Origin of the sequence: Pedobacter sp. MC2016-14, from assembly GCF_020991475.1 — a bacterium.
Taxonomy (GTDB): Bacteria; Bacteroidota; Bacteroidia; order Sphingobacteriales; family Sphingobacteriaceae; genus Pedobacter.
Map to the genome: position 1 here is coordinate 2668660 of NZ_JAJMPA010000001.1, position 14016 is coordinate 2682675.

Here is a 14016-nt window from a genome sequence, read left to right on the forward strand (position 1 = left end):
AATGGCAAAGCAAAGTAAAGATTCCCGCTGCTCTTTTTGTGGTTCAGGGAAGCAGGATACACTTATGCTGATTGAAGGTTTAGATGCATTTATTTGTGATAAATGTGTAACCCAGGCCAATCAGTTGCTTACCCAGGAAATGGGAAGTAAAAAGTCAAAGGCTTTAGATCCAAATATTACCCTGTTAAAGCCTTTGGAAATTAAACAACATATTGACCAGTATGTAATTGGTCAGGATGATGCTAAAAAGGTACTTTCTGTAGCTGTTTACAATCACTATAAACGATTGAGCCAGAAAATTGATCAGCAGGACGAAGTAGAGATCGAAAAGTCAAATATCATGCTTGTTGGTGAAACAGGAACAGGGAAAACGCTCCTGGCAAAGACCATCGCAAAGATTCTGCATGTTCCTTTTTGTATTTGTGATGCTACGGTTTTAACTGAAGCCGGATACGTAGGAGAGGATGTGGAGAGTATTTTGACAAGGTTGCTGCAGGCTGCAGATTATGATGTTGCGAGTGCCGAACGTGGCATTGTATATATTGATGAGGTAGACAAAGTGGCGCGTAAGAGCGATAATCCTTCTATTACGCGTGATGTTTCTGGAGAAGGTGTTCAGCAGGCTTTGTTGAAGATTCTTGAAGGAACAATTGTTAATGTTCCCCCTCAGGGTGGACGTAAGCATCCAGATCAGAAGATGATCCCTGTAAATACGAATAATATTTTATTTATTTGCGGAGGTGCCTTTGACGGAATTGAACGTAAAATCGCTAACAGGCTGCGTACCCAGGCCGTAGGTTATAAAGTTAAAAAAGATGATGCTGAGCTTGATCTTAAGAACCTTTATAAGTACATCACACCACAAGATTTAAAATCTTTTGGTTTGATTCCTGAACTGATCGGTCGTGTTCCCGTACTTACACACTTAAATCCTTTAGATAAACAGGCTTTAAGGAACATACTTACAGAACCTAAAAACTCGTTGTTCCGCCAGTATGTGAAGCTATTTGAATACGAAGGTGTAAAACTGATTTTTGAAGATGAAGTGTTAGATTTTATTGTTGATAAAGCAATGGAATATAAACTTGGTGCCAGGGGATTAAGATCCATATGTGAAGCTATTATGCTGGATGCTATGTTTGACATTCCTTCCGAAACATCCGTAACGGAGCTGAGCATCTCGCTCGATTACGCGGTTGAGAAATTTGAGAAGGCCGATTTCAAGAAACTGAAAGCCGCTTAACAAAAAAATCCCCGCATTTGCGGGGATTTTTTTTTATATTGTTATTTCAGATACAGGTTGCAAATGATAAAAATTAAATAAGGAGAAATATATGAATGAAGAAAAAGACGTAAAAAAAGATGAACAGATTGTTAAAAAAGCAAAAAAAGTAAAAGAGGTAGAGTCGCCTGTAAAATCGGGATTGAAGACCAAATCTGAAATTGTAAACAATTGGTTGCCTAGATATACTGGTAGACCCTTAAGTGAGTTTGGTGAGTACATCTTACTAACTAATTTTAGCAAATACCTGCAGATGTTCTCTGAATGGAACGAGGATGCGCCTATTATGGGCCTTGATAAGCCAATGCAGAGTGTGACAGCCAATGGCATAACCATCATCAACTTTGGCATGGGGAGCCCGCTTGCTGCTACAATGATGGACTTATTAACCGCGATTATGCCTAAGGCAGTGTTGTTTTTAGGTAAGTGTGGTGGTTTAAAGAAAAAGAGCCAGTTGGGCGATTTGATTTTACCAATTGCGGCCATAAGGGGAGAAGGTACATCTAACGATTACTTGCCGCCTGAAGTTCCTGCATTGCCTTCATTTGCCTTGCAAAAGGCGATTTCGACCACAATCAGGGATCATTCCAGAGACTATTGGACCGGAACCTGTTACACAACAAACAGAAGGGTTTGGGAGCACGATAAGGAGTTTAAAAAGTATCTGAAAACCTTGAGGGCTATGGCCGTAGATATGGAAACAGCTACAATTTTTACAACTGGATTCGCTAACAAAATTCCCACCGGTGCATTGTTGTTGGTTTCAGATCAGCCAATGATCCCGGAAGGTGTTAAAACAGCAGAAAGTGATAGCTCTGTAACTACAAATTATGTAGAGACACACTTGAAAATAGGGATAGACTCTTTAAAACAGTTGATCAATAATGGTTTAACCGTGAAGCATCTTCACTTTTAATCCTCTTCTATACTTTTTGGGTAATCAAAAAGTTTTAATGCTCCGGTGTCAGCACTTACATGGTTCCATTTTTCAAATGGAAACTCGATAATTACAACACCACAAGTAGGGATGTTATGGATGTTCGAATCACTTAGGTAATTCGCAAACTCCGTAAATCCTGGATTGTGTCCAAACATTGCTACCATATTAAAATGATCATCCAGTTTATTTACAATACTTAGTAAGGCTGTTGTGTTGGCTTCGTAGATGGACGGCTCTTCTTTAATCTGGTCTAATGGTTTGTTCCAGACCTGCGCAAAATTTCTGGCTGTGGTTAGCGCCCTCATTGCCGGACTACTCACTATAAGCTCTGGTATAAAATGTTTGTTAGACAAACGCGTAGCCATTTCTGGCGCATTTCTTAATCCTCTTGAGTTTAATGGACGGTCAAAATCAGCGAGGTGGCTATTTCCCCAGTCAGATTTTCCATGTCTTATCAGTAGCAGTTGCTTCGGCATCTTTGAGTTTATTTATTACTTTTTCAATAACATTATCTTCATTTAGTTGATTCATGCATGCAAAATCACCACGGTAACACGGAATATTTCCGTATACAGAACAAGGGCGGCAATAAAGAGCTATCTGCACTGCATCATCAATAGATTGGCCATAGCCTAAGAATCCTGCATAGGGATGTGTGGCTCCCCAAACAGATACCACAGGAATATTTTTTAAAGAGGCCAGGTGCATTCCAGATGAATCCATGCTGAGCATAACATCCAGGTTAGAAATAAGTTTCAGTTCCTCTTCCATTCCTATCTTTTTAACCACAGAAAAGATGTTTTGATGCTGTTTTGCCCAGGAATCTGCCGTATTTTCTTCATCTGTAGTCCCGCCAAATATAAAAATCTGGTAGCCTATCTGTGCTAATTTTAACACTACGGCTTCCATTTTATGCAAGGGGTAAACCTTCTGAAGATGTTGGGCAAAAGGGCTTATACCTATCCATTTACCGGTTTTTTCGGGAAATAGGGGATTGCTAATCTTCTCGCACTCTGGACAGGTTAATTGATTTGACAGCTGAAATGGAAAGCCAAGTTTTTCAAATACTGTTGCATACCGACTCACCATTAGCTGCAATGGAATTAAAACTTTGTTTTCTTTTCTGATCAAGGCTGATTTTTCTTTTCGTCCTTTATCAACAGAACTGGTTTTTACACCAGTAAATAAAAAAAGTAAGCGGATAATTTTGCTCCGAAGATTGTTGTGAAGATCTGCCACGGCAATGATCTTCATTTTTCTGAGCTGAAAAAACAACCTGATTAACCCAAAGAATCCTTTATGCTCGTTTTTTGGGTCGAAGTTGAAAAAGCTAAGGTTTGGAATGTCATTGAAGAAAGGCCGGAAAGCTTTGCGACTTACCATCAGCAACTTTTGTTCTGGATAATTCTTTGTAAGTTCCTTTAAAATAGGCGCTGTCATAGCAACATCCCCCATGGCAGAGAAACGAATAACCAAAATTGTTGCTGATTGAGGCATCAGCTATTTTATGTTATAAAGTACAGGGTTAAGACTAGGATCGTTATACATTTTCATTTGTTTGTAGACTTTCATGTATTTAATTCCCTTTTCAATATCGCTAATCAGTTCATCCAGGCTGGTAGAAAGATCTGTTCGTTGCGTTAAAAGAACATTTAGTTTAGAAATGCAGCTGTTGATATGTTCATCTGAAGCATTATCCCTCAAAGTTTCTTCATTCATATGATAGACCTTTAAGGCGAGGATAGATAACCTGTCTACTACCCAGGCAGGGCTTTCCGAATTGATTTTAGCATCAGGTAAGGGGGGCACCTCTTTATATTCTTCAAGAAAATAGCTGTCAATGTATTCAACTACATCTGTGCGTTCCTGGTTAGAAGCATCAATACGCCGTTTCCACTGTAAACCTTCCACAGGATCTATTTGAGGGTTGCGTACAACATCTTCCATGTGCCATTGCACCGTATCTATCCAGCATTTTAAGTACAGCAGGTGTTCAAGCGTACCTATGCGATAAGGATTTAAAATAGGGTGGTCAATTTGATTATGTATATGATAATCGTTTATGGCGTCCTGAAATATTTGGTTGCAAAGCTTACTAATCATGAACCAAAGGTAAGAATTAACTATTTTTTATTGTTGAAGTATTGTGAGATATCTTGAAGGGACATTGCATTTAAGCATGACTTGCTTTCCAGACCACCTTTTCTAGCTGTTAAAATACCATATCGCATGTCATGAAAACCTTCTGTGCGGTGGGCATCCGGATTTATGGAAAGCAGCACACCTTTTTCAAGTGCGTACTGATGCCAGCGCCAATCAAGATCTAAACGTAGCGGATTTGCATTAATTTCAATCACAACGCCGTTTGCAGCACAAGCGTCAATCACTTTAGCAAAGTTTATTGGATAGCCCTTTCTGCTGAGTAGCAGACGGCCGGTGGGATGTCCGAGTATGGTTGTATAAGGATTTTCAATTGCTTTGATCAACCTTTCTGTTGCCTTTTCCTCCGTCATACGCAAATTGCTATGTACAGAAGCAACTACAAAATCAAAAGACTTTAGTATGGTGTCGCTGTAATCCAGCGAACCATCATTTAAGATGTCGCTTTCTATGCCTTTAAATATTTTAAAAGGGGCGAGTTTTGCATTTAATGCGTCAATTTCAAGATGTTGTGCGTATACACGTTGCTCATTTAATCCGTTGGCATAAAACGCAGATTTTGAATGGTCGCATATGCCAAAGTATTCAAGTTGCAGTGTGTCCCGGCAATATAGTGCCATTTCTTCAAGGGTATGCACACCGTCACTCCAGGTAGAGTGGTTGTGAAGGCTTCCTTTAAGATCAGCATCGGTAATGAGTACAGGCATTTGATTTGCCTTTGCCCATTCAATTTCTTTGAGACCTTCTCTCAGTTCTGGTTCAATAAAGGCCAGCCCGGCTTGCTCATAAATAGCCTGCTCGTTCTCAAATGGACCATTGCCCGCCATGCTCAGCACCTGCTGTACATGCTTTGCACTTCCTGTGATACGGAACCAGTCGAGATAGAAGTTTAGCTTATCAACAAGGTATAATTGAACTTTAATGCCATAAACACTTAGCGCTGTAAAGGTGTTATTTTCATTTTCCTCAAAGGTAAGCCCTTCAAAAGTGCCGATCTTTTCTTTTACTTCGTTAAGCTGTGTTGCGCCGATCACAAATTCAAGGTTGTCTATAACTTCCAGGCAACGTCTGTAGTCACCAGCAATGCCAAGCAAAGGCTCATCTCCAATGTTGTTGAGCCATAATGCCAGATCGGCATAAAGCTGATTGACCATAGGTTCTGCATGAGCATACAGGAATTTACCCTGTGCTGCCATTTTAAACTCAATTATTTTCTTGATTTCTTCCTGAGTTTTAAGACCGAAACCTTTGGCTTCAATTAAGCGGTTCTCATTGCAAGCGTAGTAAAGTTCGCCAATGTTTTCAATCCCCAGGTCTTTCCAGATTACTGCAATTTTTTTTGGCCCTATACCCTTAATGCCTAACATTTCTACAATGCCTTCGGGGGTATTGGCTAAAATGTCCTGCAGGTCGGTCATGTTTCCCGTTTCCAAAAGTTCCCAAACTTTTGCAGACATGCTTTTACCAAGTCCATCAACGGCGGCAATTTCTTCCAGCGTTTTACCTTGCAAAGCATAAGGAAGTTTATCTACTTTGAATGCTGCGTTTGCGACAGATTTTATTTTAAAGGGGTTTTCATTGTGCAACTCCATCAACTGAGAAAGCAGTCGAAGGCTACGTGCTATAGTTTTGTTTTCCACTAGTTAACTTTTATTTCAAAAGGCATGCGTGCCTGTAATCCTGTATTTAACATCACTTTTTTCATTTGCTGGTAAATGACGTATTGCTCACCAAGCTCCTGCTTAGCGTAATAAGTTTTTACTTTATCTGATCCGCTATCTAAAAGAGATTTGAAAGGGTCTTCTTTTTCAGGATATTCCACAACCGTATAATCGCTTAGTTTAGCCTTTTTGCTTGCAGCAGTAATGGCGTCATGGAAACTACCCAACCTGTCTGCCAGACCGATTTTAACGGCATCTGTACCTACCCAAACACGGCCACCACCTATAGAATTAACATATTCTTTTGTTTTTTTACGTCCCTCGGCTACCCGTGCGGTAAAAGTATCGTAAACATGGTTCACATCATTTTGGATGATGAAACGCTCGCCAGATGTTAATGGTCTGTTCGCACTCATAATATCTGCATACTGTCCCGTTTTAACGCCGTCAAAAGTTACCCCGAGCTTATTTGTTAACAGGTTTTGCAAGTTAGGAATAAGGCCAAACACACCAATTGATCCTGTAATGGTATTTGGCTGTACAAAAATAGAGTCTGCGGCACAGGCGATGTAATAACCACCAGAAGCGGCCACATCACCAAAAGAAGCGATTACTGGTTTTACCTTTTTGCTGAGCACAATCTCTCTCCATATTACATCAGATGCCAATGCACTGCCACCGCCAGAGTTAACTCTCAGTACAATGGCTTTAATGTTATCATCCTGTCTTGCTTTCCTTATTGCTCTTGAAATACGTTCAGAGCCAATTGATTCGTCAGAACCTTCTCCACCTGTAATGTCACCATTGGCATAAATTACGGCAATTTTATCATCTTCAGAACCTTCATCATCTACATTTTTAGCGTATTCATTAATAGATACTGTACTTAATTTATCTGATTTAATTTTGCCGCTTAGCTTTTTAAGTTCATCAAGCAGTTCGTCCTTATAGCGCAGGCCATCAATCATTTTTAACCTAAGCGCGTCTGTAGGTTGCTGAATGGTATAAAGATTTGCCCAGTTACGTAAACTGTCTACAGGTAATTTCCTGGTTTCAGCAATGCCCTCTAAAAAAACATTATACAAACCACCAACATATGCAGTAACCTGTTCCCTGTTGTAATCGCTCATTTTATCTGCAATAAAAGGTTCAACAGCACTTTTAAAATTACCAACCCTGATTACCTGAACTTCCACGCCAATTTTTTCCAGTGTGCCTTTAAAAAAAGTCAGCTGGCTGCTAAAACCCTTAAATTCGAGGCTGCCCTGCGGATTCAGATAAACTTTAGTTGCTGCAGAAGCAAGGTAATAAGCATCCTGCGAATAAACTTCGCTATAAGCAATAATTTGCTTCCTGCTTTTTCTAAAGTCCAGTAGAGCATCTCTTACTTCTTTTAAAGTAGCTTTACCTGCATTTGGAGACGAAACATTTAAATAGATACATTTAATCTTATCATCAGTTTTAGCTTCTTTTAACGCTAAAATCAAGTCATTAAAGCCAATACTTTTGCCAGAGCCGGAACCTATAATTGGTAGATTGTCAAATTTGCTGTCTGGAGTACGTTCTTTAATTTCCTGATCCAGATTTAGATATAAAACGCTGTTATTAGCAACATCTGATTTTTTTTGGTCGCTTACAGAAGCGACAATTCCTATAATACTTATAACAAAAAGTACGACTATAGCCACTAAAGAGATTGCTACACCGACCACAGTGGCTAAAACGTATTTAAAAAATTCTTTCATGTGAGGGTTTAATATTTAATTTGTAAATATATGAAACAAGCATCAGCCTTTTCTATACAATTGGATGGCAAAATCGTTTATTTGTTACTGGGTAGCAACCTTGGAGACAGCCAAAGCATACTTGAAGCCTCTTTAGTTTACATTGAAGAAAATATTGGTCCTATAATCAGCCGCTCTTCTCTTTACAGGACTGCTGCATGGGGCAAAACAGATCAGGCTGATTTTCTGAACCAGGCAGTTGGTGTAGAAACTGTGTTAAAACCCTTAGAATTGCTGAACAAAGTGCTGTGGATAGAACAGGAACTTGGAAGAGTAAGGTTGGAAAGATGGGGCGCACGATTTATTGATATCGACATCATTTTATATGGAGATGAAATTATAACCATTAAAGATCAGTTGGAGGTTCCACACATTCATATGCACGAGCGGAGATTTGTGCTGGAGCCATTGGCAGAGATTGCAGGCAATGTGCTGCATCCTGTATTAAATAAAACAGTAACAGAAATATTAAAAGAATTATCTGATAATTTAGAAGTATCAAAAATATAAATTCCTAATTTTGTTGTATGATTGACATCAATAAAAATAATGCCCCTCTTGATTTATCTTATTTGAGAGACATGTCTGGAGACAGTGCTGAGTTCATGATTGAAATGATAGACATGTTTAAGCAGCAAACACCTTTATATATGTCAGATTTGGAGCAGGCGCTTCAAGAGAAGGACTGGTTAAAAGTTTCCAGCTGTGCACATAAAATAAAACCTACGTTTGCTTACGTTGGAAGAGAAGATGCTAAAGACCATATGCAAATTATGGAAAGTAGTGCAAAAGAACTTAAAAACGTAGAAGGTTTAAGTACTGCTTATCAGGAGATTAATGAGTTTGTGCAGGTGTTGTATCGTCAGCTGGACGAAGCGAGAAACCAACTGTCAAAAGAGCTTTAATTAAAGTAAGTTTTGTTTTTTTCTGAAGTGTAAAATGGAACTACTGATGTAAAGAATCAGGATAAAAGGTATTGCCACAAATTTCAAAATTGCAATTAATATAGCTGATAAAATCAAAAAGATAAATTTTGCTTTGTTATCAGCCCATTTCATAGAGCCAAATTTAAGCGAAAAGATCCTGATCTCGCTAATTAACAACCAGCTCATTAGCAGGGTTAAAAAGATTAAAAGCAGCGTAGAGCCTAGTAACTCAGGGAAGTCTCGTTGTATAAATGGCAAAGAAACTATAAATAGCGTATTCATTGGGGTGTTTAATCCAATAAAGTCTTCAGTTTGTCGGGTATCGATGTTAAATTTTGCCAATCTGAGGGCAGAAAATATGGTAATGATAAACCCAAAATAAGGCAAATAAGGGGAGGAGTAATTGCTTTGCAATAGCAGCTGAAACATGACAACTCCGGGTAAAAATCCAAAGCTAACCATGTCGGCAAGTGAGTCAAGTTCTTTGCCAATTGTTGACTTCACGTTTAATAATCGTGCAGAAAAGCCATCAAAGAAATCAAAAATGCCAGCTAGCAGTACCATGTATGCAGTAATATCCAGCTGGCTTTTAAATGCAAAAACAATTCCTACACAGCCGCAAAGTAAATTGGCACAGGTTAAGAAGTTTGGAATTTGCTTTTTTATCATCAATAGTTGTGCTTAAATCTTTGAATTAACCGTTCATCGAAGTTAAGAATTCCTCATTAGATTTTGTATTTCTGATTTGAGCCTGAACAAACTCCATCGCTTCCTGGGCATTCATGTCTGCCAGGTGATTTCTTAAAATCCAAACGCGTTGAAGGGTATCTCTATCATGCAATAAATCATCTCTTCTGGTACTTGAGGCCGTAATGTCAATTGCAGGGAATATCCGTTTGTTAGACAATTTACGGTCAAGCTGTAGTTCCATATTTCCGGTACCTTTAAACTCTTCAAAGATCACCTCGTCCATTTTAGAACCTGTTTCTGTTAGAGCCGTGGCTAGAATGGTAAGGGAACCACCTTTTTCAATATTACGGGCTGCACCAAAGAAACGTTTCGGTTTATGAAGTGCGTTTGCATCCACACCACCAGACAAAATTTTACCAGATGCAGGAGCAGTAGTATTATAGGCACGGGCTAAACGTGTAATCGAATCCAGCAAAATCACAACATCGTGACCACATTCTACCAAACGTTTTGCTTTTTCTAAAACGATATTTGCAATTTTAACATGGCGTTCTGCAGGTTCATCAAAAGTTGAAGCAATAACTTCAGCCCTTACACTTCTTGCCATATCTGTAACCTCTTCCGGACGTTCGTCAATTAACAAAATGATCAGGTAAACTTCAGGATGGTTTTTTGCAATTGCATTTGCAACCTCTTTAAGGAGGTTAGTTTTACCAGTTTTTGGCTGGGCTACAATCAGACCACGCTGACCTTTACCAATTGGGGTAAACAGGTCAATAATACGTGTACTGTAATTATTGGTTTCTGTGAAAAGGTTTAATCTTTCTGTAGGGAAAAGTGGCGTTAGGTAGTCAAAAGGAACACGATCTCTAACCTCTGCCGGTAAGCGGCCATTGATGGCCTCAACTTTTACCAGTGGAAAATACTTTTCACCTTCTTTTGGCGGACGGATACTTCCACGTACGGTATCGCCTGTTTTTAAACCAAAAAGTTTAATTTGTGATTGCGATACATAGATATCATCAGGAGAAGAAAGGTAATTGTAATCAGCTGATCTTAGAAAACCATAGCTGTCTGGCATAATTTCCAGTACGCCTTCATTGGTAATGGTATTGTCGAAATCCAGGTTTGAATAGCTGTTTTCAGCTTGTTTCTGGTTTCCGTTGTTATTGCCATTGCCATTATTGTTGTTTTGATTTTTTTGTCGCTGCTCGTCTCTTTGTGGCCTGTTTTTAATTTGCTGTGGCGCATTAACAACATTGTTATTTTGAGATGGTGCCGATTGCAGAGGCGCAGCCTTTGCAATTACTGTTTTTTCAGGTGCAAGTACAGCCTCAGCAGCAACTATTGGTTCCGGTTCCGGTTTATTCTTTTTAAAATGCGCCGTTAAGGATTCTTGTAATTCAACTTCAGAAAGAACTTCAGGTGCTTTTTCATCAAACAGTGTAGGCTTTTCAGCAACGTCCGGCTGTACTTCCTTGTCGTCTTTAGCAATGCGTGTTCTTTTTCTTAAAGGCTTTTCGGCGGTAGCTGCCTTCGCCAATTTAGCAGGCACTGGTTTAGAAGCTGGCTTAGCATCTTCTGCTACGGTTGCCGGCTCAAGCTCGGTAATCTGAGCCATAATTTCTACCAGTTCTGCTTTACGTAATTCATCAGCGTTTAGTATACCCTGGGCTTTAGCCAACTCACGCAATTCGGCAGTGAGCTTTTCATTTAGTTCGCTTTTATTAAACATTATCTAGATGTAGAGAAATTTTATTATGAAGGTATTGTTCATGTGTAAATTATTTTAAAGTTCATCGGTTTCTGAAGCTGTTATGAATTAAGTTTTATAAAAACCGTAGTTTTAAGACATAACAAGATCAATTGTACAAAACAAAAAAAAGGACTGAAAATTGAGTAGAACAAGTTTTAAGGAGTTTTTTCTGATTGTCCAGATGAACGATAGAGAATTTGTGCTGCAATTGTATGTAATAATAAGCTAAATTCCAAACCTAAAATATAAAATGTTTAAAATAAATAATGGGAATGTTTAAAATTACTCATCTATAGAAAGCTTAAAATTGGCATCTTTGCGCACAAATTAGCTGTAAATGAATAAAGAGCAACTGTTTACCCAAATTCAAAAGAAAAAGTCGTTTTTGTGTGTAGGGCTTGATCCGGTATTGGAGCAAATACCTGTACACCTGTTAAAATACAATGATCCAATTTTGGAATTTAACAAGCAAATTATAGATGCTACCAAAGATTTATGTGTAGCCTATAAGCCTAATACAGCTTTTTATGAGTGCAGGGGCGCTAAAGGTTGGGCAACACTCACAGATACCTGGCAATACATCCCTGAAGATCTATTTACCATTGCTGATGCGAAACGCGGAGACATTGGCAATACCTCTGCCATGTACGCTGATGCATTTTTCAATAAAGATAAGACGGAAATGAGCTTTGATGCCATTACCGTAGCGCCATATATGGGCAAAGACTCCGTAAGCCCATTTTTAAAATATTCTGATAAATGGGTGATTTTACTGGCCTTAACGTCCAACGAAGGACATGCTGATTTTCAACTTTTAGAGACCGGGAATGGCAAATTGCATGAAGAGGTAATCCGGGCTTCCTCTAAATGGGCTAACAGCGATCAGCTCATGTATGTAGTTGGCGCAACACGCGGTTCGGCATTTAAAGAAATTAGAAGACTGGCTCCTGATAATTTTCTTCTTGTACCAGGGGTTGGTGCACAGGGGGGGAGCCTTGCAGATGTTTGCGAGTTTGGGTTCAATGATAAATGCGGATTATTGGTGAATTCTTCAAGGGGAATTATATTTGCGGGTAAGGGCGAAGATTTTGCTGAAAAGGCAAGAGAGGAGGCGCTTAAACTTCAGCAAGAAATGGAGGTTCTTCTTAAGGCAGCCTCACTAATCTAGTGGTTTTTTAATAATTTGTTTTTTCACTTATTAATTACTTCAAATTAGCTTTCTTTTGCTAACATAAAGTTTATATTTAATTGTAATTCAGTAGACTGTATTAAGTTTACTGAATGGATTTTAAAGAGGATTTTCTCCATTTTTTATGGAGATTCAGACTTTTTGCCGGTTCCGACCTACATTGTACTACTGGCGAAAAACTTGTAATCGTACATCCCGGCATCTTAAATTCAGATGCAGGCCCGGATTTTAGTGAGGCAAAATTACAGATAGGTAACACCATATGGGTTGGCCATGTAGAACTTCATTTACGTTCTTCTTATTGGTTTATGCATCATCATCAGTACGATGATGCTTACGATTCTGTTGTTCTGCATGTAGTTTATGAGCATGATGCTACAGTTTATCGAAAGGATGGGAGCCACATTCCTTGTTTTGTATTAAAAGGTCTTTTTAAAACTCAGTTGTTGCTTACTTACCAGCAATTTCTAAATTCAGCTCAATCTTTTCCCTGCGAAAAGCAAATTGCAGAGGTTCCTTCAGTGTATGTAAATGGTTTTATGGCCCGTTTAATCACTGAGCGGTTAAACACTAAAGCTCAACAAATTTATAGTAAGCTTAAATCCAGCCAGGGCAACTGGGCCAAAGTTTTTTATTGTTTTATGGCGGCAAATTTTGGTTTAAAGGTCAACACCATTCCATTCGAATTGCTTGCAGATTCGATCCCTTATCAACTTTTTGATAAGCATAGCAATGAACCCATGCTAATTGAAGCATTAATTTTTGGGCAGGCAGGATTTTTAAATGGACATTTTGTTGAGGCTTATCCCTTAAAATTAAAGCAAGAATACAATTACCTGCAGCAGAAATATCAATTAAAACCAATTGCTGTTTCGCTTTGGAAATTTTTAAGAATGCGTCCGCAAAGTTTTCCAACCATACGGCTTGCGCAGTTTTCAGCATTACTGGCAAGCTCTACTCATTTATTTTCTAAACTAATGGACATCAGTGATGTAAAAGTAATGCAGCAAATGTTTTTAAATTTACCTGTACACCCTTATTGGAACACACATTATCATTTTGGTAAACCAACAGCCCCTAAAAATAACCAACTGGGTATGGTGACTGTAAATGGCTTAATTATTAATGGCGTTATCTTATTTTTGTATGCGTATGGAAAATACATCAATGATACCATGTTGGTAGAAAGAGCGTTAAATTTATTAGAACAATTGCCGGCAGAAAAGAATGCTGTGGTAAAAAAATATGAAGATGCTGGATTGGTTATTGCTAGTGCATTTGAGTCACAAGCCTTGCTTCAATTAAATAAAAATTATTGTACTCAAAAAAAATGCTTAAATTGTGTTGTCGGAATAAAAATTTTAAACAAGTAGTATGTTTCAGCGTATAGTTACTTTTTTCGAAAAACAGAGTTTTGGGGTATGTACCTATCTTGCTGAACGGCTAAATATGTCTATCAGTAAAATCAGGCTGTTTTTTATTTATTCGTCTTTTTTAGCAGTTGGTTTTCCAATTGTATTTTATGTTTTGGCGGCTCTTGTGCTGGATGTGCGGCATTATGTTAAAAAAATCAGGCTTCGCATCTGGGATGTTTAATGCAAATCATAAGTTTTAAGGCAATGCTCATG

At 38.6% G+C, this 14016-nt stretch carries 14 protein-coding genes; 7 read left to right on the top strand and 7 right to left on the bottom strand.

Features of this window, described 5'->3' with window-relative positions; genetic code table 11:
- Position 1 precedes the first annotated feature (1 nt).
- Together clpX and LPB86_RS10970 are read left to right on the top strand one after the other, a co-directional pair.
- The gene (gene clpX / locus LPB86_RS10965) at positions 2-1243 is read left to right on the top strand and encodes an ATP-dependent Clp protease ATP-binding subunit ClpX (protein ID WP_230643624.1); all 1242 of its coding nucleotides are present in this window, start codon (positions 2-4) and stop codon (positions 1241-1243) included.
- A 91-nt stretch (positions 1244-1334) separates the two neighbouring features.
- Entirely contained in the window at positions 1335-2198 is an 864-nt protein-coding gene (locus LPB86_RS10970) for an AMP nucleosidase (protein WP_230643626.1), read from the top strand.
- On the opposite strand, the gene LPB86_RS10975 is transcribed toward LPB86_RS10970, so the two are convergent.
- Genes LPB86_RS10975 through sppA form a run of 5 tightly spaced genes read right to left on the bottom strand, consistent with a single transcriptional unit; the run spans position 2195 to position 7788 of the window.
- Positions 2195-2698: a histidine phosphatase family protein gene (locus LPB86_RS10975; RefSeq protein WP_230643629.1), complete on the bottom strand. Its 504-nt coding sequence runs from the start codon at positions 2696-2698 to the stop codon at positions 2195-2197. The two genes, LPB86_RS10970 and LPB86_RS10975, sit on opposite strands and share 4 nt — an antisense overlap.
- Positions 2658-3719, bottom strand: a complete 1062-nt coding sequence (locus tag LPB86_RS10980) for a glycosyltransferase family 9 protein (RefSeq protein ID WP_230643631.1) — start codon at positions 3717-3719, stop codon at positions 2658-2660. The genes LPB86_RS10975 and LPB86_RS10980 overlap by 41 nt, the downstream gene beginning before the upstream one ends.
- A 3-nt stretch (positions 3720-3722) precedes the next feature.
- Positions 3723-4325 (bottom strand): DUF4254 domain-containing protein, encoded by a 603-nt coding sequence (locus tag LPB86_RS10985; protein ID WP_230643633.1) that lies wholly within the window; start codon positions 4323-4325, stop codon positions 3723-3725.
- A 20-nt stretch (positions 4326-4345) separates the two neighbouring features.
- The gene (locus tag LPB86_RS10990) at positions 4346-6022 is read right to left on the bottom strand and encodes a helix-hairpin-helix domain-containing protein (protein WP_230643635.1); all 1677 of its coding nucleotides are present in this window, start codon (positions 6020-6022) and stop codon (positions 4346-4348) included.
- On the bottom strand, positions 6022-7788 hold the full coding sequence (gene sppA, locus LPB86_RS10995; protein ID WP_230643637.1) for a signal peptide peptidase SppA: 1767 nt from the start codon (positions 7786-7788) through the stop codon (positions 6022-6024). The genes LPB86_RS10990 and sppA overlap by 1 nt, the downstream gene beginning before the upstream one ends.
- Positions 7789-7818: 30 nt before the next feature.
- On the opposite strand from sppA, the gene folK reads away from it, so the two are divergent.
- Together folK and LPB86_RS11005 are read left to right on the top strand one after the other, a co-directional pair.
- Entirely contained in the window at positions 7819-8337 is a 519-nt protein-coding gene (gene folK / locus LPB86_RS11000; RefSeq protein ID WP_230643639.1) for a 2-amino-4-hydroxy-6-hydroxymethyldihydropteridine diphosphokinase, read from the top strand.
- 17 nt (positions 8338-8354) lie between these two features.
- The gene (locus LPB86_RS11005) at positions 8355-8732 is read left to right on the top strand and encodes an Hpt domain-containing protein (protein WP_230643641.1); all 378 of its coding nucleotides are present in this window, start codon (positions 8355-8357) and stop codon (positions 8730-8732) included.
- Here LPB86_RS11005 and pssA read toward each other — a convergent pair whose 3' ends face one another.
- On the bottom strand, positions 8733-9422 hold the full coding sequence (gene pssA, locus LPB86_RS11010; RefSeq protein ID WP_230643643.1) for a CDP-diacylglycerol--serine O-phosphatidyltransferase: 690 nt from the start codon (positions 9420-9422) through the stop codon (positions 8733-8735).
- Between the two features lie 25 nt (positions 9423-9447).
- Positions 9448-11178 carry a transcription termination factor Rho gene (rho, locus tag LPB86_RS11015; protein WP_230643645.1) on the bottom strand — a complete coding sequence of 577 codons (1731 nt, stop codon included), beginning with the start codon at positions 11176-11178 and terminating at the stop codon, positions 9448-9450.
- A 358-nt stretch (positions 11179-11536) separates the two neighbouring features.
- On the opposite strand from rho, the gene pyrF reads away from it, so the two are divergent.
- The 3 genes from pyrF (at position 11537) to LPB86_RS11030 (ending at position 13984) form a co-directional block, all read left to right on the top strand.
- The gene (gene pyrF, locus LPB86_RS11020) at positions 11537-12367 is read left to right on the top strand and encodes an orotidine-5'-phosphate decarboxylase (protein ID WP_230643647.1); all 831 of its coding nucleotides are present in this window, start codon (positions 11537-11539) and stop codon (positions 12365-12367) included.
- 113 nt (positions 12368-12480) lie between these two features.
- A complete protein-coding gene (locus LPB86_RS11025) occupies positions 12481-13761 on the top strand; it encodes a DUF2851 family protein (protein WP_230643650.1) in 1281 nt (426 codons plus the stop codon).
- A gap of 1 nt (position 13762) precedes the next feature.
- Positions 13763-13984, top strand: coding sequence for a PspC domain-containing protein (locus LPB86_RS11030; RefSeq protein WP_230643653.1), 222 nt, complete (start codon positions 13763-13765; stop codon positions 13982-13984).
- Positions 13985-14016: the final 32 nt, after the last annotated feature.